Source organism: Bradyrhizobium sp. BRP22 (assembly GCF_020194175.1).
In the GTDB taxonomy this organism is placed as follows: Bacteria; Pseudomonadota; Alphaproteobacteria; order Rhizobiales; family Xanthobacteraceae; genus Bradyrhizobium.
In genome coordinates this window covers 211,267-234,474 of the sequence record NZ_JADYVX010000002.1, presented here as the reverse complement: position 1 = coordinate 234,474, position 23,208 = coordinate 211,267, and the positions used below count along the sequence as shown (strand labels likewise).

Here is a 23,208-nt window from a genome sequence, read left to right as displayed (position 1 = left end):
CGCTATCAGGCGTGTCGAAGGCGCGTCTCCGGATGAGGCCATTTCGTGGCGCGCGGAGCGCGACCAACCCCAAATGACGGAGAGTGGGTCAGCCCGCCGCCTCGTCCGAGAGCGCGCTCGCTTCGAGCCATTCTTCCTCGGCGCGCTGCAGCGCGGTTTCGGCGCCGGCGCGTGCCTTGGCGAGTTGCGCTGCCTGCTTGGGATCGCGCGTGAACAGGTCCGGCAATGCGAGCGCTGCGTCGATCTTGGCGATGATAGCGGTGATGCGCTCTATCTCGGCTTCGGCCTGCGCGATCCGCTGTTTCAGCGGGATGCGCTTTTCGCTTTTCGGCCGCTCGGGCTTTGCGCTCTCCCTGCTGCGTTCGCGCGAAGCTGGTCGCACATCGCTCGCCGAGAGGATCGTCCTGCGATAGTCGTCGAGATCGCCGTCATAGCTCGTCACGGTCTGGTTGGCGACGACCCAGAGCCGCTCGGCGCAGGCTTCGATCAAATAGCGGTCGTGCGAGACCATCAGCACGGCGCCGGGAAAATCATTGATCGCCTCCGCAAGCGCGGCGCGGCTGTCGATGTCGAGATGGTTGGTCGGCTCGTCCAGGATGATCATGTTGGGAGCGGCGAAGGTCGCAAGGCCGAGCAGCAGCCGCGCTTTCTCGCCGCCCGACAGGCTCTTCACCAAGGTATCGCCCGCCTTGCCGGAAAAGCCGATCGCGCCGACGCGGGCGCGCACCTTGCTCTCCGGCGCATCCGGCATCAGCTTGCGGATATGATCGTAAGGTGAGCCGTCGAGATTGAGCTCATCGACCTGATGCTGCGCGAAATAGCCGACCGAGAGTTTCTCCGCACGCGTGATCTTGCCGGAGAACGGCGCGAGTCGTCCTGCGAGCAGCTTCACCAGGGTCGACTTGCCGTTGCCGTTGGCGCCCAGGAGCGCGATGCGATCGTCGGTATCGACGCGCAGCGTCACGCGGTTCAGCACCGGCGCGTTCGCATCATAACCGACGGCGACGTCATCGACGGCGATGATCGGCGGCGACAGCGTCCTCTCAGGCACCGGGAACGAAATCTCGTGCACGTCCTGCGTCACCAGCGCGGTGACCGGCTTCATCCGCTCCAGCATCTTCATGCGCGATTGCGCCTGGCGCGCCTTCGAGGCCTTGGCCTTGAAACGATCGACGAAGGCCTGCAGCCGCTTGCGCTCCTCGGCCTGCCGCTTGGCGTGCTTTGCATCGAGCATTTCGCGCGTGGCGCGCTGTTCCTCGAACGAGGAATAAGTCCCCTTGTAGAGCGTCAACCTGCGGTGATCGAGATGCAGGATCTGATCCACCGAAGTATCGAGCAGATCGCGGTCATGGCTGATCACGATCACGGTACGCGGATAGTGCGCAAGATGAACCTCCAGCCACAGCGTGCCTTCGAGGTCGAGATAGTTGGTCGGCTCGTCCAGCAGCAACAGGTCCGGCGCGGCAAACAGCGTCGCGGCGAGCGCAACCCGCATGCGCCAGCCGCCGGAAAACTCGGCGCAAGGCCGCGCCTGGTCGGCCGCGGAAAATCCGAGGCCGCTGAGAATGGCGGCCGCGCGGGCAGGGGCGGAATGGGCGTCGATGTCGACAAGCCGGGTCTGGATTTCGGCGATCCGGTGCGGATCGTGCGCGGTCTCGGCCTCGCGCAGCAGCGCGTCGCGTTCGAGATCGGCCCTCAGAACGATCTCGATCAGGCTCTCCGGACCATTGGGTGCTTCCTGCGCCAGGCTGCCGATCCGCCAGCGCGGCGGGATGGTGATGCTGCCGGCTTCAAGCGGAATATCGCCGCGGATGGCATGAAACAGCGTCGACTTGCCGACGCCGTTGCGGCCGACGAAGCCGACCCGGGCGCCGGGAATGATCTGTATCGAACTGTTCTCGATCAGAAGCCGCCCGGCGATTCGGACGGAGATGTCGGAGATGGAAAGCATGCGGCGTTGTCACCGGAGCCGCCGCCAAACGCAACCCATCAGTCCGGTAAATTATGCTCCAGCTTTTCAACTTCCCAGAGTTGCCCGAGTCGACCCCGAAGGCCGTTTCTTCAATGCAGGCTGTCTTCCTCGCGCCGGCGCATCTCGTCCAGGAGATGCTGCAAATGAGAGGTCAGTGTCGTCTCAGGACGCAAGCTTTGCTGCAGCCGTTCGCCAACCGCGTCGCAAATGGACCGGCAGGTCTTGTGATCGAGCAGCTCAAAATCAGGGTGGCTTCGGCTATTCATGATCGATCTCTCGGCGAGTTCCACCTCGCCTTGCTTGAACGAAAGCTCGCAACATCAAGTCCCACGAACCGAATTTGTTTCCGGTCGTGACGCCTCTGAGTTGTCGATCGCAGGTAGCAAACCAGCGGGTTCCAGGCGCAAAAAAGCCTCGGCGTTGCCGCCGGGGCTCAAGTCGGGGGGGAGCTCAGGTCAGGTCAATAGCAGCGATTGATGAGGCGCCAGCGAGGGCCCCAGGGGGTCGGCACCAGGCGCCGCACATAGCAGCCGCCAGCGCCGTAGTAAGCGGGGCCGCCGACAACGACGCGCGGACCCCAGCCCCAGCCGTGATGCCAGCCGCCGTGCCAACCACCCCACGCCGAGGCGGAGGTCGGCGCCAGCGCAGCCGCGCCGAGCGAGGCCGCGGCAAGAGCGACGAGCGAGAATTTGCGTAACATGATCGTCTCCTCCAGTTTCGGCGCCCGCTGAAAGCGCCGTGGTGACAACATCTCCCGTGACGCCCTCGCTTTGGCTGCGCGGATGAGCTTCGAAGGCGTCCGATCGGTCAGTAGCTTAGGCCGGCCGATCTGAACGGGAGCGCGACGGCGGCTACAGAATGGGTTCACGTTCGTGAAATTGTCGTAATCCGAGCCGGTTAAGGCTCCGCCCGGCACGGTGGGAGTGACGCCGATCCCGGTCGCCAAATCCTGGCCAAACTAAAGGCCAGGGTGACACCGGGTCGCTTGCCGTCGCCGGATCACGCCGATATAAGCCCCGCAACTCGTTAACCAGCGTTTGGAAGGACGAAATCATGGCGATTGAACGCACTTTCTCGATCATCAAGCCCGACGCGACGGAGCGTAACCTGACCGGCGCGGTCAACGCACTGATCGAGAAGGCCGGGCTGCGGATCGTGGCCCAGAAGCGGATTCGCATGACCCGTGAGCAGGCCGAGACCTTCTATGCCGTCCACAAGGCGCGCCCGTTCTTCGGCGAACTGGTCGACTTCATGACCTCCGGTCCGGTCGTGGTCCAGGTGCTGGAAGGCGAGGGCGCGATCGCCAAATATCGCGACGTGATGGGCGCCACCGACCCGTCCAAGGCCGCCGAAGGCACGATCCGCAAGCTCCATGCGAAATCGATCGGCGAGAACTCCGTGCATGGGTCGGACGCCCCGGAGACGGCCGCAATCGAGATCGCGCAGTTCTTCTCGGGCAACGAGATCGTCGGCTAACGAAAATTAGGTCGCGGCTGAGCGTCGCGAGGATTGGCCGAAAGGCCGAAAGGAAGCGCTGTGGACTGGCTGTGGCAGATCGTTGATCCCGCGAATCTTGCGGCTTTCTTCACGCAGTTCAAGAGCGAGATGGCGACCACCACCTTCTGGGTCGCCGTCGGCAAGATCATCTGGATCAATGTGCTGTTGTCCGGCGACAACGCATTGGTGATCGCGCTGGCCTGTCGCGGGCTCGCGCCGCGCCAGCGGCTGTGGGGCATGATCTTCGGCGCGGCGGCGGCGGTGCTGCTGCGCATCATCTTCACCGGCATCGTCGCGACCTTGATGGAATTCCCTTACCTCAAGCTCGTCGGCGGGTTGGCGCTGATCGTGATCGCGGCGAAGCTGCTCGTTCCCGAACACGATGACGACGACAGCGTGGATGCGGCCGCGCATCTGTGGGCGGCGGTGCAGATCGTCGTCGTCGCCGACATCGTCATGAGCCTCGACAACGTGATCGCGGTGGCCGCCGCGGCCAACGGCAGCGTGCCGCTTCTGGTGCTGGGCCTTGCGGTCAGCGTGCCCCTGATCGTTGCGGGCGCCGCGCTGATCATGGCGCTGCTCAACAAGCTGCCGGTCCTGGTCTGGGCCGGGGCGGCGCTGCTCGGATGGATCGCCGGCGATGTGATCGCAACCGATCCGGCCGTCGATCCGAAGCTCGATGCGCTGTTTGCCGGACCGATTGGTGACAAGCTCGACTCCTGGCTGGGCGCGCTCGGCATCGGCCCGCACTTTGCCGGCGATGGTCATGGCGGCGAGATCGCGCTGGCGCTGCTTGGCATCATCGTGGTGCTGGTTGTCGGATCGATCTGGCGCCGGCGCGCACTGCATCACGCCGGGCGGGCCGCCAAGGCGGCGTAGACTGCTCCCGCTTGCATGCAGCCCGGGTGGAGCGGAACGCGTCACCCGGGACACCTGCGACCGCTTTGCGAGCGGCCCCGGGTTACGCTGGCGCTTCACCCGGGCTACGGCAGCGCGCTCTCCGGCTCTAGAGCGTTTTCGAGCGAAGTGGACACGGGTTCGCGTGAAGAAAACGCGTCAAAACAAGAATCTAGAGCTTCGGTTCTGATTCAATCAGAACCGAAAATGCTCTAGCGCCGCACGATCGAACCGGATCGTCCGACCAGGCGCGCCAATTGCTTGAAGCGGCTGCCGACGCGGTCGGCGACGAGATCGACCATCTGGTGCTCGAACACCAGCATGAGCTTGCGTCCGTCGGTGCGGAAATGCGTTGCCGGGAGCACGCCGGGTCGCGCCGCCGAGATCAGGTGGGCGACGCGAAACGCGGCGCCAAGCAGGCGTGCGCGTTCGAGCATTGTGTGCGGCACCATCTCCTGCACGATTTCCGGCGGCTCGTTCTCAAGGCTCAAGCCCGCGTAGCGGTAGAACACCGAGAGCGCGACGAAGGTGCGGCCCTGATGAGAGATGGAGCCGAAATTGCCGTTGGTGATGAGGCTCAGCGTCTCCTCGCCGCGGTGATCGGGATGCACCCGCCAGCCGATGTCCGACAGCAGGCAGGCGACATGGCGCAGCCTGCGGTCCTCTTCGGTCTCGCGCAGCCGCACGACGCGCACCAGACGATCGGTCCAGGCGATCAGCTCCTCGGCGTGGCGCGCCGATCGCGAGAGCAGGCCGTTCATGGTCTGCGCGGCGCAGATCAGGCCATCCTTGGCGCGCTCGGATGGCGGCAGCATCTCGTAGAACAGGCCTTCGCGCACGCCGAAGGTGGAGAACACGATCGTCTTCGGCTTTGCCACCCGGATGACGTATTCGAGAACGAGCGCGGCGTAGGTGAGCAGCGGTCGCCGCGCATCGGCAACCGCCTCGATATTGGCGAGCATGTTGGTTGCCGCCAGCCGGCGCAGGCGCTGCGCGAAATCGAGCGCGTCGGCGGCAGGAATCGAATAGCCGTGCATCACCTTGAGCGGATAGCCGCTCTGGATGATGTGGATGCGCGCCAGCGCGCGCCAGGTGCCGCCGACCGCATAGAAGCTGCGGCCGCGGCCCGCCTTGAGCTGGGGAACGCCCGTCAGTTCGTTACGAACGATGCGCTCGGCGCGCTTCAGCGATTTGTGCGAGAGGTCCTGCAGCGCGAGGCTGCCGAGCGGCAGCGTCACGCCGCTGTGGACGCGATTGCCCTTGACGTCGATCAGTTCGAGCGAGCCGCCGCCGAGATCGCCGACGATGCCGTCGGGCTTGTGCACGCCGGAGACGACGCCGAGGGCTGAGAGCTTGGCTTCCCGCGGGCCCGACAGAATTTCGATCCGGGTGCCGCAGATGCGCTCGGCCTCGGCGATGAAATCGGGACCGTTCTTGGCGTCGCGACAGGCGGCCGTCGCGATCGCATAGACGCGGCCGACTCTCTGGATCCGGCACAGCGCGCGAAACCGCCGCAACGCCGTCAACGCCTTTGCGACTGCATCCTCCGCGAGAAGCCCTGTACTCTGCACCTCGCGGCCGAGACCGCACAGCGCCTTCTCGTTGAACAGCGTGATGAGGCTGCGCGACAGCGACTCGTAGACCACGAGGCGCACCGAGTTGGAACCAATATCGATGACAGCGACGCTGGTAGCGCGCTTGCGCGGTCGCTTCACCGGAAAGCCCCCTTGTGGCGGCTAGAGCATTTTCGGTTCTGATTGAATCAGAACCGAAGCTCTAGCTTGTTGTTTTGACGCGTTTTCTTCACGCGAACCGGTGTCCACTTCGCTCGAAAACGCTCTAGCGCTCGCTGCGGCGGGTAAGTCGGCGGGGTGAAGATTCCTTGAGAGACTTTCCACGGCCCGACAGACTCGGATTCGTCATGAAGTAATTGTGGAGGTTGAAAGGCTCCTCGCCCTTCGCGGCCTTCATACGCGTTGACGATCCGTCGGGCAACAATTGCCAGCTCTGCTCGGTATCCTTCAGGTTCGCGACCATGATCTGTTCGAGAACCTGCTGATGAACCGTGGGATTTTGCAGCGGGCAGAGGACCTCGACGCGGCGGTCGAGGTTCCTCGGCATCATGTCGGCGGAGGAGATATACACAGCCGCTTTTGCACTCGGCAGCCCGTATCCCATGCCGAAGCAATAGATTCGGCCGTGCTCGAGGAATCGGCCGATCACCGATTTGACGCGGATGTTCTCGGAAAGTCCCGGCAGACCCGGCCTGAGGCAGCAGATGCCGCGCACTACGAGCTCGATCGGCACTCCCGCCTGCGATGCTTCATAGAGCGCGTCGATGATGTCGGGATCGACGAGCGAGTTCATCTTCATCCAGATCGAGGCGGGCCGGCCATGCCGCACATGACTGATCTCGCCCTGGATGTGCTCGATGATGCGCTTGCGCAGCGTCAGCGGCGACACCGCCATCTTTTCGATGTCGCTCGGCTCGGCATAGCCGGTGACGTAGTTGAACACGCGCGCAGCGTCGCGACCGATGATCGGGTCGCACGTGAAGTAGGAGAGATCGGTGTAGATGCGCGCGGTCACCGGATGGTAGTTGCCGGTACCGGTGTGGACATAGGTGGTGAGATTGCTGCCCTCGCGGCGCACCACCATCGACAATTTGGCGTGGGTCTTCAGCTCGATGAAGCCGTAGACCACCTGCACGCCGGCGCGTTCGAGGTCGCGCGCCCAGCGGATGTTGGCTTCCTCGTCGAAGCGGGCCTTCAGCTCGATCAGCGCCGTGACCGACTTGCCGGCTTCGGCCGCTTCCGCCAGCGCGCGCACGATCGGCGAGTTCTGCGAGGTGCGATAGAGCGTCTGCTTGATGGCGACGACGTCGGGGTCGCGGGCGGCCTGCTGCAGGAACTGCACCACGACGTCGAAGGACTCGTAGGGGTGATGGACGATCAGGTCCTTCTGCCTGATGGCAGCGAAGATGTCGCCGCCATGATCGCGCACCCGTTCCGGATGGCGCGGCACGTAAGGGGTGAATTCGAGATCGGGCCGGTCGAGCCGGGTGAGTTGCGACAGCTCGTTCATGGCCAGCACGCCGTCGACCAGGAAAACCTCGTCGTCGGCGGCGTTGAGCGCGTGCTGCACGAACAGGCGCAGCTCTTCCGGCATCTTGGCCTCGATCTCCAGCCGGATCACCGATCCGCGCCGGCGTCGCTTCAACGCAGTCTCGAAGGTGCGGACGAGGTCTTCGGCCTCTTCCTCGATTTCGATCTCGGAGTCGCGGATGACGCGGAAGGCGCCCTGGCCCATGACCGTGTAGCCCGGGAACAGACGTCCGATGAACAGGCCGGTGGCCTGCTCCAGGGTGATCAGGCGCAGCCGGCCTTCACTGGGGATGCGGATGAAGCGGTCGATCTTGCCGGGCATGCGGATCAGCGCATTCATCGCCCTGCCGTCGGAGACCCGGGACAATTGCAGGGCCACCGTGAAGCCGAGATTGGGAATGAACGGGAAGGGATGCGCGGGATCGATCGCGAGCGGCGTCAGCAGCGGGAAGATGCTGTGGAGGAAATGATCCTCGATCCAGGCCCGCTCGGTCTTGGTGACGTCCCGCCCGTCGACGAGGTCGATGCCGACTTCCGAAAGCATCGTGCGCAGGTCGCTCCAGATCGCCTGCTGGTCGGAGGCGAGCTTGGAAACGGTCTGGTTGATCAGGACGAGCTGTTCGGAGGGCGTCAGGCCGTCGGGGCTCCGCTCCGGGATGCCTTCACGAACCTGCGCCTTGATACCGGCGACGCGGACCATGAAGAACTCATCGAGGTTATTGGCGGAAATCGACAGGAATCTCACCCGCTCGAGCGCCGGGTGGCCCGCATTGACGGACTCTTCCAGCACGCGGCGGTTGAAATGCAGCCAGGAAAGCTCGCGGTTGATGAAGCGCTCGGGGCTGGTCGCGATCGCCGGCAGACCCTCAGCAACCAGTTCTTTCTCTTGTACTTCAATAGGTTGTGCCGATTCCATGAAGCTTTCGATCCGTTCGGGTCAGAGCCATAGCCAGTTAAACAAATCCGGCGCAAAGCCTGTGATAAGTGGATGACGTTTCGATGACATTGACGTTCCCCTCATCAGCGCCCTCAAGTCGCAGGGATCAGGCGTTCCGCCACAGTTCCGCCGCCAGCGCCCGCGTCACCGGGCGGCCGAGCCGCAGCGCCTCGGTGTCGAGCCGTTCCACCGCCTGGCGGGCGGCAGCGTAGGAGCGCTCGATCCGGCTGGCGAGATAGCTCACCAAGGATTCGTCGACGGCCATCTGGCGGTCGGTACAGTATTTGACGATCAGTCCACGAAACAAGAGATCGTCGGGCGGCAGCAGCGAAACGGTCGGCACCGCACGCAGCCGTGACCGAAGGTCGCGCAATTCGATCTCGAACGCGGATGGCGGAATGCGCGCGGTCATCAGCACGAAGGCTTCGTCCTGGCGGGCGAGATTGAGCAGATGAAACATCGCGCGCTCGTCAAAGCCGTGCGGCTTCAAGTCTTCGACCACCAGTGCACCGGTTGCGAGGTCCGCCGGCACGGTCTCGGCCACCAGCGCCTGCGCCGATGTCGAACGCGCACCGGCTCGCTCGGCCCAGATCGCGGCGAGGTGGCTCTTCCCCGATCCTTCCGGGCCGACCAGCAGCATGATGCGGTTCGGCCAGTCGGGCCAGCTCTCGATCAGAGCGAGGCCGGCCTCGTTCGCCGTTCCCTCGAGAAAGTCGTCGCGGGTCAGGCTCTCCGCATGCGGCAGCGCCAACGCAAGCTGACGAGGATGAACGCTACCTGCCACGTACAAACTCTCCGGGACGAGGACGCCCTAGCGCGCTTCGATCGTGCTCATGTGCCGTACCCACTCCACGAGATAGAGGGACACGGAAACCAAAGTAAAGATGGTGACAAGTCCCATCAGGATCAGGTCATAAGGCCTTGGCTCGAAACCGAAACCGAGCGAGGCCAGCACCAGCGCCGCAAAGGCAACCTGAGCCACCGTGTTAAGTTTCGAGACCATCAGGGGTTTAATCTCGACCGGCTTGTCGAACAGCCAGGACACGATCACGGCGGTCACGATCATGATGTCGCGCGACACCACCAGGATGACGAGCCAGCGCGGCACCGCGCCCCAGATCCCCAGCGCTACATAGATCGACACCAGCAGCGCCTTGTCGGCCAGCGGATCGAGCAGGGCGCCGAGTTCGCTCGTCATGTTGAAGCGCTTGGCGAGGAAACCGTCAACGGCGTCGCTGACGCCGGCGATCACGAAGATCGCGAAGGCGATTTCCATCTGGCTGGAGACGATCGCCCAGACGATGACCGGCACCAGGATGATGCGGCCCAGGGTGATGATATTAGGAATACTCAACTCGGTCGCTTCCCGGCTACCGGCCTGAATTCACGGAAGATTCGGCTCTTTTGCGGGCTGAGCCGGTTGTTATCTACATAGTATACTGCCGCCCGCCTTGCGAGCCATTGCGCGGGGGCGGAATTCCTCGTAACCAGCCGTCTTCAACTGGAATTTTCCATGACCGAGCGCAAGAACGGCCTCACTTACGCGGATTCCGGCGTCGACATCGATGCCGGCAACCGGCTGGTCGATCTGATCAAGCCGATGGTCCGCGCCACCGCACGCGCCGGCGCGGATGCCGAGATCGGCGGCTTCGGCGGGCTGTTCGACCTGAAGGCGGCCGGCTTCAAGGATCCGGTGCTGATAGCCGCGACCGACGGCGTCGGCACCAAGGTCAAGATCGCAATCGAGACCAGACTGCATGACGGGATCGGCATCGACCTGGTGGCGATGTCGGTCAACGATCTCGTGGTGCAGGGCGCGGAACCGCTGTTCTTCCTGGACTATTTTGCCTGCGGCAAGCTCGATCCTGAGGCGACGGCCGCGATCATCGCCGGCGTCGCCGAAGGCTGCCGCGAATCCGGCTGCGCGCTGATCGGCGGCGAGACCGCCGAGATGCCGGGGCTGTACAAGGACGGCGACTATGACCTGGCGGGGTTTGCGGTCGGGGCTGCCGAGCGCGGGACGCTCTTGCCGCGGCCGGATATCGCGATCGGCGATGCCGTGATCGGCCTTGCCTCCTCCGGCGTGCACTCCAACGGATTTTCGCTGGTGCGCAAGATCGTCGAGCAGTCGCGCGTCAGCTTCGAGGCCCCGGCGCCGTTCTCGCCGGTGATGACACTCGGCGGCGCGCTACTGGCGCCGACGAAGCTCTACGTCAAATCCTGCCTGCGCGCGATCCGCGAGACCGGGGCGGTCAAGGGGCTGGCCCATATCACCGGCGGCGGCTTCACCGACAACATCCCGCGGGTGCTGCCGAAGCATATGGGGGTCGGCATCGATCTCGCCCGGCTGCCGGTGCTGCCGGTGTTCAAATGGCTGGCGGAAGCGGGCGGTATCGCCGAGCTCGAACTGCTGCGCACCTTCAATTGCGGCATCGGCATGATCGCGATCGTGAAAGCGGATGCGGTCGATCGGGTGACGGAGGTCTTCACCGAAAGCGGCGAGACCGTGGCGTTGCTCGGCGAAGTGATCCACGCCGCGGGCGAGCATCGCGTGGTCTACAACGGCCATCTCGATCTTTCGCAATGAAGCGCCGCGTCGCCATCCTGATTTCCGGGCGCGGATCGAACATGGTCGCGCTGATCGAAGCCGCGAAGGCGGAGGACTTTCCGGCCGAGATCGCCGTGGTGATCTCCAACCGCGCCGACGCCGCGGGCCTTGCGAAAGCCAGCGCGAGCGGCATCCCGACCATCGTCATCGAGAGCAAGCCATTCGGCAAGGACCGCGCCGGTTTCGAGGCGATGCTGCAGCGTGCGCTCGACGAGAGGAACGTCGAGCTGATCTGCCTCGGCGGCTTCATGCGGCTGTTCACGGCGGAATTCGTGCAGCGCTGGTACGGCAGGATGCTCAACATTCATCCGTCGCTGCTGCCGTGTTTCCCCGGCCTCGATCCGCACGGCCAGGCACTGAAGGCCGGGGTAAAGATCTCGGGCGCCACGGTGCATTTCGTGATTCCGAAGACCGATGCCGGGCCGATCGTGGTGCAGGGCGCGGTCGTGGTCGCCGATGACGATACGCCGGAGACGCTGGCGGCGCGCGTCATCCAGATCGAGCATCAGATCTATCCGCAAGCGCTGCGGCTGCTCGCGGCAGGTCAGCTCAGGCTGGAGGGCGATGTCTGCAGGACAGCAGGAAGCGAAGCGTCAAACGGCACGCTGATTTCGCCCGCGGCAAGCTAGTGCAGTGTCCGCGTCCGTCAAAGAAATCCCCCCGGGGTGATGCCGGGGGTCACAATCAAGATGGCCCGCAGGGACTGCCGAGCGGATCGTGACTGAAGTCTAGGAGACCTTGAGGTTTTCCGCGGATGACTTGCCGCGGTTCTCCACCAGGTCGTACTCGATCGTTTGGTTTTCGTTGAGCGTGGAGAGTCCCGCACGCTCAACCGCCGAGATGTGGACGAAGACGTCCTTGTCGCCGACGGCCGGCTTGATGAACCCATAACCCTTGGTTGGGTTGAACCACTTGACGGTACCCTTCGGCATCGCCTGTCTCCTCGTCTAGACACAAAAAAGACGCGGCCACGCTGTGCGCGTGCCACGCCACAAACCGGCTTCCGGCAGTCTGATCAAATTCCGAATCTTGGACTTCAAGGTCGCGAAACGCACAGTCGAACGGCCAAATCCGATTGTGCCGGAGATTGCAACACGAAAATTGCAAGTTAGCAAGCCTCTGGCGTGCCACGGGAAATCGGTGCAGTGCGGCAACTCCTGTGGCCGACGGACCACAACGCAGCCGCTTCGGGCCACGTGCGCGCGGCCGCTCGATTGACGCCGCCGGCGAAGTAGGGGCAAATCGGCCGATACCGATCGCTGTTTTTGCGCCTTTTTCCAGCTCGCGTCGTTCTTGGGAATTAAATGCATGCGCTGCTCATGGCGCCCGTCGCGAGCAAGCTCCGTCAGGGGCCGCCGTGGCCCCGCATGGACCCTTGCGGCGACACTTTTCCTGGCCATCGGCACGATCGCTTCGGCGCAGGCCCAAACGCCGACACCCACACCAACCCCGACGCCCAGCCCGAGCCCGACGCCGACGCCAAGCCCGTCGCCCACGGCCGGTATGGTTAACGTCGATCGCTCGGCCGCTTTGGCGATAACCAATCTCGGCAGCAACTTCCTGGAGCGGCTCGGCAACCAGGCGACTAATGGTTTTAATCGCATGTCGCGGACCAATCCGGGCGGAGGAGGCGCCTCCGAGAGCGTGGAGGCGCCGCGCTTCCGCACCTGGTTCGAGGGCTACGGCATCTCCGCGCGCAACGACGCTGTCGGCGATTTCGTCGGCGACCGCCGCAAGACCTGGGGCGGAGTGGCCGGCATCGGCGCGCGGATCGCGCCGGGCGTCAATCTCGGTTTCTCCGTCGACCAGAGCCGCACCGACATCGACGTGCCGCTCGCGCTGCAATCGGCGAGCATCGACCTGACCCAGCTCGGTGCTCACGCCACCGTCGACAAGGGGCCGTGGACCTGGGCGATGGCCGTGGTGCACGGCTTCGGCAACATCCGCTCCAATCGTGACACCGGCTTTGGTCTTGCGATGGCGGGTTATAACGCCAAGCTCGATGGCGCGCTGAGCGAGCTCGGCTATTACTGGGACAAGGACCAGAGCCGCATCGTGCCAAAGGCGAGCGTGGAATATGTCCGGGCCAGGACCGGATCATTCCAGGAGTTCGGCGGCCTCGATCCCGTCTTCGTGAGCACCGCCACCGTGGAGCGGATGCGGGTGATGATCGGAGCGGAGGTCGGGCATTACTGGATCTTCGACCAGAAGGTGTTCGACCTCTCGGCGTACGGCAAGTTCGTCGACAATGTCGTGCAGAACTTTGGCGATATCACCGTCAGCCTCGGCAGCCAGAGCATCACGCTGCAGGGCATCGGCGAAAGCCAATATGGCGCGGATGCCGGCGCGTCGGCGTCGCTGAGCCTGACCAACACCGCGCGGCTCTACCTCAACTATGACGGCAAGTTCCGCGCCGCGATGCAGTCGTACCAGGGCACCGTCGGCGTCGAGTTCAAGTGGTAGTCGTCTCGATCGGGAAGGGCTGCGGCGCGACGTAGTTCTGCAATCCAAAATGCTCGCGCGAGCCCACCATCAACGGTGTCAATTCGTCGGGACGGATGAATTCATCGCGGAAGCAGGCATAGACCTTGGGATCGAAGATGCTCTTCAGCCATTCGATCATCAGCCTGTGGCGGTCGGAGTGGCGGAACTGGCGATGATAGCAGAGCCATAGGTCCAGATGATGGTTGACGCCGAGGTCGACCGCGACCAGCGGCGCACCGAGCGCTATCACCGAGCTCGGCAGGAAGCCAATTCCCGCGCCCTGTTCGACGGCGTAGAGCACGGCCACGCTGGAATTGGTGGAGATGCCGACGATGCCTTCCAGCGAATCCACGCCGAGGATCCGCTTGAGGGTGCCCTCACCATGCGGCACGCCATCCTGCTTGACGATGCGGTGGTGCTTCAGCTCGTCGAGCGAAGCCGGCAGGCCGTGGGCATCGCGATAGGCTTTCGAGGCGAAGGCGTGGATGTGCAACCGGCCGATCTTTGTCGCGATCAGTTCGGGATCGCTCGGCCGCTCGATCTGAAGCGAGATGTCCGCCTCCTGCCGCGGAACCTCGCCGCAGTCGGAGACGCAACGCAGGTCAACGATGATGCTGCGGTAGGTCCGCTCGAACGTGATCAGCCGCGGCAATACCCAGAAGTTCCCGGGGCCTTCGGTCACCGCGATCCGCACGCTGCCGCTCACCTCCGCGGGCGCCCGTGCGCGCCTGATCACGTTGAGGCTGAGACGTTCCATCTGCTCAACGTCGAACAGCAGCGCCCGTCCTTCGCCGGTCAGCGCCAGTTGCGCCTCATCGCGAGAAAACAGGTTGCAGCCGAGATCGTCCTCGAGTTTGTCGATCTTGCGCATCACTGCGGTCGCCGGCACGCCAAGGACGTCGGCGGCGCGGCTGAAGCTGCGGTTCCGCGCGCACAGCAGGAACACCCGCAAATCTCCCCACGAAGGGCGGAGCGTGTCTTCAAGTTTCTTGCGCTGCATGGGCGCAGCGCTGCCGGCCAGGTCGTGCGGCATGCGTTTCTTGTCCCGTGTAGAGGGATGATGCCGCAACCTATGGGATGAAGATGCACAAAGTGTTGCTTGCGACCTGGAATTTCAACATAAGTGCGCCAGGGCGTTTTCGAGCGAAGTGGATACCGGTTCGCGTGAAGAAAGCGCGTAAAAACAAGAATCTAGAGCTTCGGTTCTGATTCGATCAGAACCGAAAATGCTCTAGGTCTGCGCAAGCCGATAACTACCCCGCTACTCCTTGGCGCGTTCGACCTTGACGACGCGCCCCTTGTCGATGGCAAGCGCGAGCCTGCCATGCTTGAGCTTGAGCGCCGAGTCGCCGAACAATTCGCGCCGCCAGCCGTGCAGGGCGGCGACATCGGCATGGTCGTCGGCCGCGATCTGCTCGAGATCGTCGACGGTCGCGATCACCTTGCTTGCGACCGCATGGCGCTCCGACGTCATCCTGAGCAGCACCTTCAACAGCTCGACGATCGCCGCGCCATTGGCGTTGTTGCGCGGCTTCTCGATCTTCGGCAGCTTGGCGAGATCGCGGGCGAGCCCGCGCTGCACGGCGGCGATGATGTCGGTGCCCCATTTCGAGCGCTCGAATCCTTTCGGCAGCGAGCGCAGGTTGGCAAGCTTCTCCAGCGTCGTCGGCGCGTGGGTTGCGATATCGCCGACCGCCTCGTCCTTCAGCACGCGCGAGCGCGGCACGTCGCGGCTCTGCGCTTCCTGCTCGCGCCACGCGGCGACCTCGATCAGGACCGCGAGTTCGCGCGGCTTCCGCACCCTGGTCTTCAGCCGTTCCCAGGCGCGCTCCGGGTGGAAGTCGTAGGTGCGGGGAGAGGTCAGGATCTCCATCTCCTCGCTGACCCAGTCATTGCGGCCGCGCTTCCTCAGGTCGGCATCGAGCGCGGTGAAGACGTCGCGCAGATGAGTGACGTCGGAGACGGCGTACTGGATCTGCTCGGCGCTGAGCGGCCGGCGCGACCAGTCGGTGAAGCGGTGGGTCTTGTCCGGCCGATGGCCGGTGATGCGCTCGACGAGCTGGTCATAGGCGATGCTGTCGCCATAGCCTAGCACCATGGCCGCAACTTGCGTGTCGAAGATCGGGTGCGGAATGGTGTTGGCGCGGTGCCAGACGATCTCGATGTCCTGCCGCGCGGCGTGGAAGACCTTCAGCACCTTCTCATTGGCCATCAATTCGAAGAATGGTGCCAGGTCGATCCCGGGGGCGAGCGCATCGATCACGACGGCCTCGTCCGGGCTCGCCATCTGCAGCACGCAGAGCAGGGGATAGTAGGTCGTCTCCCGCAGGAACTCGGTGTCGACGGTGATGACGGGGTGAGCGGCCAAGCGGTCGCAGGCCGCCTGCAGTTCCCAGGTGGTGGTAATCAGATCCATGAACAGTCCATGACGCTTCCGACACGCGTTCTGCCGAAAGTGCAGGTATGTCAAGGGTCTTGGCTGCAATTCTGGCCTTGCATAGGGTCAGGACCAGCCGCTTGGAACCGGCTGCGAACCGCCAGACGGGCGTTGCGGGGCGCGAAAACGGTGGTTGGGCCGCCGCCTTACTCGTGACGCGCGTGCTTGGACGGCCGGCGTGCCGCAGGCATTGCGAGCACGACAAGGCAGAGCGCCACCATCGCCATTCCCACGAATTCAAGCGCAAAGATTTCCATCGGCAATCCTCCTTAAGAAAGCCGCTAGACTTGTCGGGATCGGATTGACGGTCTGTTAAGGGACTTGGTTACCGGCGGACGGCCGCCGCGATGGTGGATAAGAGGTTAATGGTCACGGGTGGCGTATGCCGCCAGGGCACCTGTGTCGCCCCTCATGGTGAGGAGCGCGCAGCGCGTCTCGAGACGATGCTGCGCATCGCTCGGAGAACCATGAGGCCCCGCCGGTGGCCTCGGCCTTCGAGACGGTTGCTGCGCAACCTCCTCAGGCTGAGGGGATACTGTTGAGTGCGCTTCCTATCATGAGAGCGAAGCTACCGGCCTTTGAGCAAGATCAGCCGTGATGGGTTTCGCTTTCGCTCTACACATCCTACGGGGCGGCGCGGTTACGCCTCTATGCGGCTCATATACGGCTGCAGGTCCGTCGCTCTCGAAAACATATCCGGCTGTGAAGATATTCCGCGCATGCAAGGTGCGCCCCGACACACTGGGGGCGCGAGCGAATGGAATAGGTGATGTCATGTCTTCCCTTCAGGTCGGCACTGGCGACAGGATCGTTGATCCGATGATCCAACTGGCGCGCTGCTCCACACAGCACCGCATCGTCGTCGCCGGCTCCAAGAGCTTCGAATTGATGCTGGAGCTGCAGCGACGCGGCTATTCGCGCGCGGCCGCGACCGGCAATTGCGGGCGTCCGGCCGGTCAGTACGACGTCGCGCTCGTCGACTGGCGCCGACGACCGCTGCGCACGCTCGAGGCCACGCTGGATTGGCTGGTGAATTGCCTGAGCCCCAGCGGCGTGCTGGTGGTGTGGGTCGAGGCCCAGAAGCTGGGAGCGAACCAAAACCTTCGCGCCCTGCTGGAGAAGCGCCGCTTCGTTATCGAGCAGAGCACCGTGCATGATTGCGGTTGTGCGCTATCGGCGCGGCGTCTGCAGACGTATCCGCTGCAGAAGGCGGCCTAAAACGAGGCCGCTCTACGACCTCCATCGTCGCTTTGACGACAAGAGAAATCCAGAGTGTGAGCCAAAAAAACAGCGTCAACAAATGGTTGTCTCATATAATCACGGCCGGGTGACTGGGCCTTCCGCCCGCCAAATCGATGCCTATATAGAAGAGGCGAGTTGTATTCGTCGAAGCGTTTGTTCCTCTTTGGAAAGGAGCTGTCGGATGTCGGTCTCCAGCGCGCACTGCGGCTAACGCCGTCGGACGAACGCGACGAAGACTCGCAAGTCCGCAGAAGTTCTTTAGTTAGGCGCAAGAGATTGCGCCTATTTTTTTTGCCGGTTGTTTTTTTGCGTCTTGCAGGACTTCCAAGCGTCCCAATCCCATGTAACGACGATCGGCTCGTCCCGGCTGTTGACCTTGGTGCAGGAAATCGTCTTGTTTTGGTCTGTCCATTCGCAGGCAGCCTCCTGCGGCCGTATTGACTTGGGCCGCACGTCCACGCCGGGGGGGAGCTTAAGAGTTGCGCTGAAGTCCCGAAGCAGCGCTCGAGGACGAGCCCAGACCTCGATTTCATCGCCGGAGTGCGCATTCCTCCAAGCGTATCTCACCTTCGCGTAGTCGTCCTTAACGGTAACCTTTACTTTGAAATACCTGATACGTCCGGATTCATAAATATCTGGAGGCGGCTCGCTATCGCTGATGAGATCGTGCACACGAACTGTTTCGCCGGGCATTTCTTCAGCTCGCGCGAGATATTGGCTCGGCGGCGAGTCAACAAAATGGAGCTCGTCGACAATGTCGACTTCGTCGACTTTTTCACCGCGCGCACCACATTTGATTCTCGATGCGTCTATCGTTCGTTTGACGTCAACGGTTTCGACACCTGGCCCGCGCGGCTTGTTGTATTGCGGCAGAACATTTCGGAGGGCTATGTATGAATCGGCGCGAGTATCGGCTGGTTTGACCATGTTTTCGTGCGTTTCGTTGATGGGAGGGCCTTGCTCGGTACATAAGCGAGTCGCACTGAGTTCTGAGACGATGAAGACCCCTTTCGTCCGTTGCCTCTCGAAAGAGCAATAGGTCTTGAATGGAAATCTGGCCGCGCCCCATAAACGCATCATCACCGAAAGGTAGGCGTCCACGGGCCTGTCGATCGGAGTAAGGGGAGGGATGACAGGGTCGTGTGAAAGGTACTGGCCGATCCTTGCCAAGTCACTTCCTTCGGTCGGGGTACCGAAGAAGAAGAGAAACGATACCTTTTCTGCTAAGTCTCTCTGAGCCAGGAGCATTTGACGAACTGTCAGTCCACCCAAGCTATGCGCCAAAAAGATTACCTTGTCGTACGACATGATCTGATCTGCAACGAGTCGTGCGTAAAGAGCTTCCGAGATATCGGTGATAGTCAAGCCGCCCGCGGTCTTGGCTGCAGGATATTCGAGTACGTAGATATTCATGCCGGCAAATGCCGGATCGGTCCTCAGCAGGTCGGGCCAATAAGCTCCAGTCTTGGGATTGGTCCATGTCTGTACAGCATTGCCTGTCCACCCGTGAACGAACACAATAACCGTTTTGCTCCGGTCTTCTCTTCGGGCGTAGTGAGAATTTTCGGTGCCTTCGGCGCGAGCATCGTTCTCCCCTCCGGCGAAAGTGAACAGACAGAGCAGGCCGGTTAGAAGCCGAAGAATGCGCTGCGAAAACATCTTGTCTTTCTCAAATTTACTAGTCAAAATACAACTATAGATTATCGATCCTCGCGCGAACTCGCAACTGGTGCGATCGAAAATTCGCCGCTTCGACATAGCAGCGCACGTATCTCACGGCTCTCCAAATTAGACTATTTGATGCATCCAAACGAATAGCCCGGCAGCGTCGGCTGCCGGGCGCACGTGAATATGCCTACATGAACGTCATATTTTAAAACACGAGGGCGATCGGGATCCTATCCGGGAAAACACTGGTCGAGGTACGGAACATGCAAGTGCGAGTTCGGCCGGCTGACGGAAGCTCACAGTATCGCCGCGCCCATTCCCGCGATTGCACTGAAGGCGACGACCACGAGCGGAGGTGCGCGCCAGGCCATGAGCAGCACAAAGCCGACGAGGGCGATGGCAAAATCTGCTGAAGTCTTGACCGTGCTGGTCCATACCGGATTGTAGAGCGCCGCGCCGAGGATGCCGACGACGGCGGCGTTGACTCCGCGCATCATCGCCTGGGCGCCGGCGCGTTTGCGAAAACTGTCCCAGTACGGCAGCGCCGCCAACAGGATCAGGACGCCCGGAAGGAATATGCCGAGCAAGCCGATGACGGCGCCGGCGATGCCGTGCGGCGACGTGTTGACGACGGCGCCGAGATAGGCGGCGAAGGTGAAGAGCGGTCCGGGGACGGCCTGTGCCGCGCCATAGCCGGTCAGAAACACGTCGTCGCCGACCCAGCCCGGCGTAACCACCGCCTCGCGCAGCAGCGGCAGCACCACGTGGCCGCCGCCAAACACGAGGGCACCGGAGCGATAGAACGCGTCGAACAAGGCGAGGCCCGAAGACGGCCATAGCCGGATCAGGATCGGCAGGCCGACGAGCAGGATCAGGAAGGCTGCGAGCATGGTGAGCGCTGCGGCGCGCGAGACCGGCACGGCGAAATGGCTTTGCCCGCTCGGCTGCGCGGCGCGGCAGAGCCACAAGCCGGCAACGCCGCCGAGCAGGATGGCACCGATCTGCGCCACCGATGACGTGCTGAACAGGATGATGAGCGCGGCGATCGTCGCGATCGTGGCGCGCTCCCGGTCAGGACACAGCGTCCGCGCCATACCCCACACCGCCTGCGCGACGATCGCGACCGCCACGAGTTTCAGGCCGTGTACCAGTCCCGTTCCGACGGGTCCGCTCAATGCGCTGGCGCTATAGGCAAACAGCACGAGTGCGATGGCTGATGGCAGCGTGAATCCCGTCCAGGCCGCCAGCGCACCGGGATAGCCGGCACGCATCAATCCGAGCGAAAATCCGACCTGGCTGCTGGCGGGGCCAGGCAGGAACTGGCAGAGCGCCACGAGGTCCGCATAGGATTGCTCGTCGAGCCATTTGCGGCGCTCGACGAACTCGCTGCGGAAATAACCGATATGGGCGATGGGGCCGCCGAACGACGTCAGCCCGAGCTCGAGAAAGACCAGGAGCACTTCGAGCGGCGAGCCTGTGCGCGGAGGCTTTGCTCCGCCATCTGATATCCGCTCAGTGTTCATCGCCCACAATTCCCATCGGCTGAACCGAAATTCGCGCGAGTCTTCTCGTTCGTATCGGAGCATATTCGGACAGGACGCGGCAACAGCAAGACAAAGTCGCGCGACGCTGCCGACGCTGGAATCGGATCGGGATCGACGCTCTCGCGCGATTCACCACGTGGCGAAACGCTCGCCACAGTTGCGGCAGATCAATACAGGATAGGCCCGCCGCGCTAGAGTGCGAATGTAGCCGAACAGCTTGGCGGCCAGGTTGTTGAGGTTATGGGGCTCGGTCTCCTAGGCACACCGGGCCCCGTTCCCATTCATGGCAATTCGTAGGATGAGTGGAGCGAGGCGAAACCCATCATGAAGATGTTTGAAGGGGCTTTGATGGGTTTCGCTTCGCTCTACCGTCCTACGGCCGATTGGCCATCATCGTTCGATCGTGCCGGTGCGCCGGATTTTCTTTTGCAAGAGCATGATGCCGTAGAGCAGGGCTTCTGCGGTCGGTGGACATCCGGGAACGTAGATGTCCACTGGAACGATGCGGTCGCAGCCGCGCACGACCGAATAGGAATAGTGATAATAGCCGCCGCCGTTGGCGCAGGAGCCCATCGAAATCACGTAGCGCGGCTCCGGCATCTGGTCGTAGACCTTGCGCAAGGCGGGAGCCATCTTGTTGCACAGGGTTCCCGAGACGATCATGACATCGGATTGCCGGGGCGAGGCGCGTGGCGCGGCGCCGAAGCGCTCGATGTCGTAGCGCGGCATCGACACCTGCATCTGCTCGATGGCGCAACAGGCCAGGCCAAACGTCATCCACATCAGCGACCCCGATCTCGCCCATGTCACGAGGTCATCGAGCGGCGCGACGAAGTAGCCGCGATCGCTGAGGTCATGTTCTACGTTTTGCAACATTGGCCGCGGATCCAGCATGGGCGGTCTCGCTCAGCTCAGGCGGTGTGACCGCCAGGATCGGCATTCTTTGGCGTCTTCTTGGCCCGTTGCGGCGTCATCGTCGCCGGGTCTGGTTTTCCAGGCACTCCGCGTGGCCCGAATTGCTGTCTTTGAAGATCATCCTCCGAGAATTCGGGCTCGACGCCGTTCGGCTCGACGCGCTTGACGGGAGTTCCCGGATCGCGACTGCGCTCGTTCATGCCACACTCCATCACTGGCGGGTCAGAGTTCGGCCAACGATCGGAATGGCGAATTGTTGCTAACGAATGCGAGCAGGCGCCGTCGTCATTCCGGGATGAGCCGCAAGGCGCAGGCCCGGAATCCATCGGGCCGCAAACGAGGGGGATGAATGGATTCCGGGCTCACGCTTCGCGTGCCCGGAATGACAAGAGGGGCTGCCGCTAGGTCCCGCAGAAGGTTTGCAGCACGCGCTGATCAGGTAGCGGCGGATCAGCGTAGGCCGCGTATTGCGGCTGGTCGTCGTAGGGCTTTGCCAGCACCGTCAACAATTCCTCGAACGGGGCGTAATCGTCGTCGTTCGTCGCGGCCGCAATCACCGCTTCGACGCGATGGTTGCGCGGGATGAAGGCGGGATTGACGGCGTGCATGGCGGATTGGCGCTCGACCGGCGTTTGCGGCTCGAGGGCGAGACGGTCGCGCCAGCGCTTGGCCCATTCGTCGAAGGCCGTAGGATCCATGAACTGGGCGCGGACGTTCTCGTCGGCCGATGCATCCAGGGCCGCGTCGCCGAGGCGGCGGAAGGTGAGCGTGAAGTCGGCGTGGTTCTTCGCCATGGCGTCCAGGAGACTCTCAATCAGCGCCTCGTCACCGTCGCGTTCGGTGAACAAGCCAACCTTCCGGCGCAGGCCGGCTGCATAGGCGGCGCTGAATTTCTCGGAGAAATCGCCGAGAATGAACTGCGCCTGTTCGATCGCCTTCTCCTGATCGTCGGAGAGCAGCGGCAGCAGGCATTCGGCGAGCCGCGTCAGGTTCCAGAGCGCGATCCGCGGCTGGTTGCCATAAGCGTAGCGGCCCATCTCATCGATCGAGGAGTAGACCTGCGCGGGGTTGTAATCGTCCATGAAGGCGCAGGGGCCGTAGTCGATGGTCTCGCCGGATATCGAGGTGTTGTCGGTGTTCATCACGCCGTGGATGAAGCCGACCAAAAGCCATCGCGCGACGAGTTCGGCCTGGCGGGCGACGACGCCTTCGAGCAGCGCGTGATAGGGGCGGTCGGCCTTGGCGACGTCCGGATAGTGCCTGTTGATCACGTGGTCGGCCAGCGCGCGCACGCCGTCGGTGTCGCCGCGGGCGGCGAAGAACTGGAAGGTGCCGACGCGGACATGGCTCGCCGCCACACGCGTCAGCACCGCGCCGGGCAGTGCGGTCTCGCGGATCACATGCTCGCCGGTGATGACGGCGGCGAGTGAGCGCGTGGTCGGAATATCAAGCGCGAACATCGCCTCGCTGACGATGTATTCGCGCAGGACCGGGCCGAGCGCGGCGCGGCCGTCGCCGCGGCGGGAGAATGGGGTCGGGCCGGAACCCTTGAGCTGGATGTCGCGGCGGACGCCGTCCCGATCGATGATCTCACCGAGCAGGATGGCGCGGCCATCGCCGAGCTGCGGAACGAAATGGCCGAACTGATGGCCGGCATAAGCCATCGCGATGGGGTCGGCGCCCTCGGGCAGGCGCTTGCCGGCGAGGATTTCCGCCCCTTCCGGGGTTTCCAGGAGGTCCGGATCAAGCCCGAGTTGAACCGCGAGCGGCCGGTTGAGCTTGATCAGGCGCGGGGCCGCAACCGGGGTAGGCGCAACGCGGGCAAAAAAGTTCGCCGGCAGCGCCGCATAGGAGTTCTGGAAGGGGAAATGCACGGTCATGGCCTAAAGATAGGCTCGGGTCC

General features: G+C 63.2%; 19 protein-coding genes and 2 pseudogenes. 6 read left to right on the top strand and 15 right to left on the bottom strand.

Going from position 1 to position 23,208, the window contains the following annotated elements; all coding sequences use genetic code 11:
- Positions 1-88: 88 nt before the first annotated feature.
- The 3 genes from I6F35_RS03550 to I6F35_RS03540 form a co-directional block, all read right to left on the bottom strand.
- Entirely contained in the window at positions 89-1,951 is a 1,863-nt protein-coding gene (locus tag I6F35_RS03550) for an ABC-F family ATP-binding cassette domain-containing protein (RefSeq protein ID WP_225116260.1), read from the bottom strand.
- A gap of 110 nt (positions 1,952-2,061) precedes the next feature.
- Positions 2,062-2,262 (bottom strand): hypothetical protein, encoded by a 201-nt coding sequence (locus tag I6F35_RS03545; RefSeq protein ID WP_225116471.1) that lies wholly within the window; start codon positions 2,260-2,262, stop codon positions 2,062-2,064.
- 170 nt (positions 2,263-2,432) lie between these two features.
- On the bottom strand, positions 2,433-2,672 hold the full coding sequence (locus I6F35_RS03540; RefSeq protein WP_225116259.1) for a sulfur globule protein precursor: 240 nt from the start codon (positions 2,670-2,672) through the stop codon (positions 2,433-2,435).
- Between the two features lie 353 nt (positions 2,673-3,025).
- Here I6F35_RS03540 and ndk point away from each other — a divergent pair, with 353 nt between their 5' ends.
- Both ndk and I6F35_RS03530 read left to right on the top strand, forming a co-directional pair.
- Positions 3,026-3,448, top strand: a complete 423-nt coding sequence (ndk, locus tag I6F35_RS03535) for a nucleoside-diphosphate kinase (RefSeq protein WP_225116258.1) — start codon at positions 3,026-3,028, stop codon at positions 3,446-3,448.
- Between the two features lie 60 nt (positions 3,449-3,508).
- A complete protein-coding gene (locus I6F35_RS03530; RefSeq protein ID WP_225116257.1) occupies positions 3,509-4,348 on the top strand; it encodes a TerC family protein in 840 nt (279 codons plus the stop codon).
- Positions 4,349-4,578: 230 nt separating this feature from the next.
- Here the strand turns inward: I6F35_RS03530 and ppx are convergent, their stop codons facing one another.
- The 4 genes from ppx to I6F35_RS03510 all read right to left on the bottom strand — a co-directional run bounded on the left by ppx (position 4,579) and on the right by I6F35_RS03510 (position 9,761).
- Positions 4,579-6,081, bottom strand: a complete 1,503-nt coding sequence (gene ppx, locus I6F35_RS03525; protein ID WP_225116256.1) for an exopolyphosphatase — start codon at positions 6,079-6,081, stop codon at positions 4,579-4,581.
- Positions 6,082-6,205: 124 nt separating this feature from the next.
- A complete protein-coding gene (locus tag I6F35_RS03520) occupies positions 6,206-8,386 on the bottom strand; it encodes an RNA degradosome polyphosphate kinase (protein ID WP_225116255.1) in 2,181 nt (726 codons plus the stop codon).
- A 127-nt stretch (positions 8,387-8,513) separates the two neighbouring features.
- The gene (locus I6F35_RS03515) at positions 8,514-9,191 is read right to left on the bottom strand and encodes a DnaA/Hda family protein (RefSeq protein WP_225116254.1); all 678 of its coding nucleotides are present in this window, start codon (positions 9,189-9,191) and stop codon (positions 8,514-8,516) included.
- 27 nt (positions 9,192-9,218) lie between these two features.
- A complete protein-coding gene (locus I6F35_RS03510) occupies positions 9,219-9,761 on the bottom strand; it encodes a CDP-alcohol phosphatidyltransferase family protein (RefSeq protein WP_225116253.1) in 543 nt (180 codons plus the stop codon).
- Positions 9,762-9,920: 159 nt separating this feature from the next.
- On the opposite strand from I6F35_RS03510, the gene purM reads away from it, so the two are divergent.
- Both purM and purN read left to right on the top strand, forming a co-directional pair.
- A complete protein-coding gene (gene purM, locus I6F35_RS03505) occupies positions 9,921-10,994 on the top strand; it encodes a phosphoribosylformylglycinamidine cyclo-ligase (protein WP_225116252.1) in 1,074 nt (357 codons plus the stop codon).
- Positions 10,991-11,644, top strand: coding sequence for a phosphoribosylglycinamide formyltransferase (gene purN, locus I6F35_RS03500; RefSeq protein ID WP_225116251.1), 654 nt, complete (start codon positions 10,991-10,993; stop codon positions 11,642-11,644). Before purM ends, purN begins: the two co-directional genes overlap by 4 nt.
- A 99-nt stretch (positions 11,645-11,743) precedes the next feature.
- Here the strand turns inward: purN and I6F35_RS03495 are convergent, their stop codons facing one another.
- A complete protein-coding gene (locus I6F35_RS03495) occupies positions 11,744-11,947 on the bottom strand; it encodes a cold-shock protein (protein ID WP_225116250.1) in 204 nt (67 codons plus the stop codon).
- Between the two features lie 487 nt (positions 11,948-12,434).
- Here I6F35_RS03495 and I6F35_RS03490 point away from each other — a divergent pair.
- Positions 12,435-13,478, top strand: a pseudogene (locus I6F35_RS03490) (autotransporter outer membrane beta-barrel domain-containing protein); the annotation flags it as partial.
- Here I6F35_RS03490 and I6F35_RS03485 read toward each other — a convergent pair.
- Both I6F35_RS03485 and rnd read right to left on the bottom strand, forming a co-directional pair.
- Positions 13,468-14,532, bottom strand: a complete 1,065-nt coding sequence (locus I6F35_RS03485) for a LysR family transcriptional regulator (RefSeq protein WP_225116249.1) — start codon at positions 14,530-14,532, stop codon at positions 13,468-13,470. The pseudogene I6F35_RS03490 and the gene I6F35_RS03485 sit on opposite strands and share 11 nt — an antisense overlap.
- Before the next feature lie 228 nt (positions 14,533-14,760).
- The gene (gene rnd, locus I6F35_RS03480) at positions 14,761-15,915 is read right to left on the bottom strand and encodes a ribonuclease D (RefSeq protein WP_225116248.1); all 1,155 of its coding nucleotides are present in this window, start codon (positions 15,913-15,915) and stop codon (positions 14,761-14,763) included.
- An 840-nt stretch (positions 15,916-16,755) separates the two neighbouring features.
- Between rnd and I6F35_RS03475 the strand changes: the two genes are divergently transcribed.
- Complete coding sequence (locus tag I6F35_RS03475) at positions 16,756-17,154, top strand: hypothetical protein (protein ID WP_225116247.1); 399 nt, start codon at positions 16,756-16,758, stop codon at positions 17,152-17,154.
- Between the two features lie 306 nt (positions 17,155-17,460).
- Here the strand turns inward: I6F35_RS03475 and I6F35_RS03470 are convergent, their stop codons facing one another.
- The 5 genes and pseudogenes from I6F35_RS03470 to I6F35_RS03450 all read right to left on the bottom strand — a co-directional run bounded on the left by I6F35_RS03470 (position 17,461) and on the right by I6F35_RS03450 (position 23,185).
- Positions 17,461-18,837 carry an alpha/beta hydrolase gene (locus tag I6F35_RS03470; protein WP_225116246.1) on the bottom strand — a complete coding sequence of 459 codons (1,377 nt, stop codon included), beginning with the start codon at positions 18,835-18,837 and terminating at the stop codon, positions 17,461-17,463.
- 305 nt (positions 18,838-19,142) lie between these two features.
- A complete protein-coding gene (chrA, locus tag I6F35_RS03465; protein WP_225116245.1) occupies positions 19,143-20,369 on the bottom strand; it encodes a chromate efflux transporter in 1,227 nt (408 codons plus the stop codon).
- A gap of 411 nt (positions 20,370-20,780) precedes the next feature.
- Positions 20,781-21,248, bottom strand: a pseudogene (locus I6F35_RS03460) (NADH-quinone oxidoreductase subunit B family protein); the annotation flags it as partial.
- A 53-nt stretch (positions 21,249-21,301) separates the two neighbouring features.
- A complete protein-coding gene (locus I6F35_RS03455) occupies positions 21,302-21,505 on the bottom strand; it encodes a hypothetical protein (protein WP_225116243.1) in 204 nt (67 codons plus the stop codon).
- A 201-nt stretch (positions 21,506-21,706) separates the two neighbouring features.
- Complete coding sequence (locus tag I6F35_RS03450; protein ID WP_225116242.1) at positions 21,707-23,185, bottom strand: protein adenylyltransferase SelO; 1,479 nt, start codon at positions 23,183-23,185, stop codon at positions 21,707-21,709.
- Positions 23,186-23,208 lie beyond the last annotated feature (23 nt).

Excerpts from the sequence above, each read along its gene's own strand:
- chrA (WP_225116245.1), bottom strand. The coding sequence starts at position 20,369 with ATGAACACTGAGCGGATATCAGATGGCGGAGCAAAGCCTCCGCGCACA.
- ndk (WP_225116258.1), top strand. The coding sequence starts at position 3,026 with ATGGCGATTGAACGCACTTTCTCGATCATCAAGCCCGACGCGACGGAG.
- I6F35_RS03450 (WP_225116242.1), bottom strand. The coding sequence starts at position 23,185 with ATGACCGTGCATTTCCCCTTCCAGAACTCCTATGCGGCGCTGCCGGCG.
- purN (WP_225116251.1), top strand. The coding sequence starts at position 10,991 with ATGAAGCGCCGCGTCGCCATCCTGATTTCCGGGCGCGGATCGAACATG.
- I6F35_RS03540 (WP_225116259.1), bottom strand. The coding sequence starts at position 2,672 with ATGTTACGCAAATTCTCGCTCGTCGCTCTTGCCGCGGCCTCGCTCGGC.
- I6F35_RS03550 (WP_225116260.1), bottom strand. The coding sequence starts at position 1,951 with ATGCTTTCCATCTCCGACATCTCCGTCCGAATCGCCGGGCGGCTTCTG.
- purM (WP_225116252.1), top strand. The coding sequence starts at position 9,921 with ATGACCGAGCGCAAGAACGGCCTCACTTACGCGGATTCCGGCGTCGAC.
- rnd (WP_225116248.1), bottom strand. The coding sequence starts at position 15,915 with ATGGATCTGATTACCACCACCTGGGAACTGCAGGCGGCCTGCGACCGC.
- I6F35_RS03455 (WP_225116243.1), bottom strand. The coding sequence starts at position 21,505 with ATGAACGAGCGCAGTCGCGATCCGGGAACTCCCGTCAAGCGCGTCGAG.
- I6F35_RS03470 (WP_225116246.1), bottom strand. The coding sequence starts at position 18,837 with ATGTTTTCGCAGCGCATTCTTCGGCTTCTAACCGGCCTGCTCTGTCTG.
- I6F35_RS03495 (WP_225116250.1), bottom strand. The coding sequence starts at position 11,947 with ATGCCGAAGGGTACCGTCAAGTGGTTCAACCCAACCAAGGGTTATGGG.
- I6F35_RS03520 (WP_225116255.1), bottom strand. The coding sequence starts at position 8,386 with ATGGAATCGGCACAACCTATTGAAGTACAAGAGAAAGAACTGGTTGCT.
- I6F35_RS03475 (WP_225116247.1), top strand. The coding sequence starts at position 16,756 with ATGATCCAACTGGCGCGCTGCTCCACACAGCACCGCATCGTCGTCGCC.
- I6F35_RS03485 (WP_225116249.1), bottom strand. The coding sequence starts at position 14,532 with ATGCCGCACGACCTGGCCGGCAGCGCTGCGCCCATGCAGCGCAAGAAA.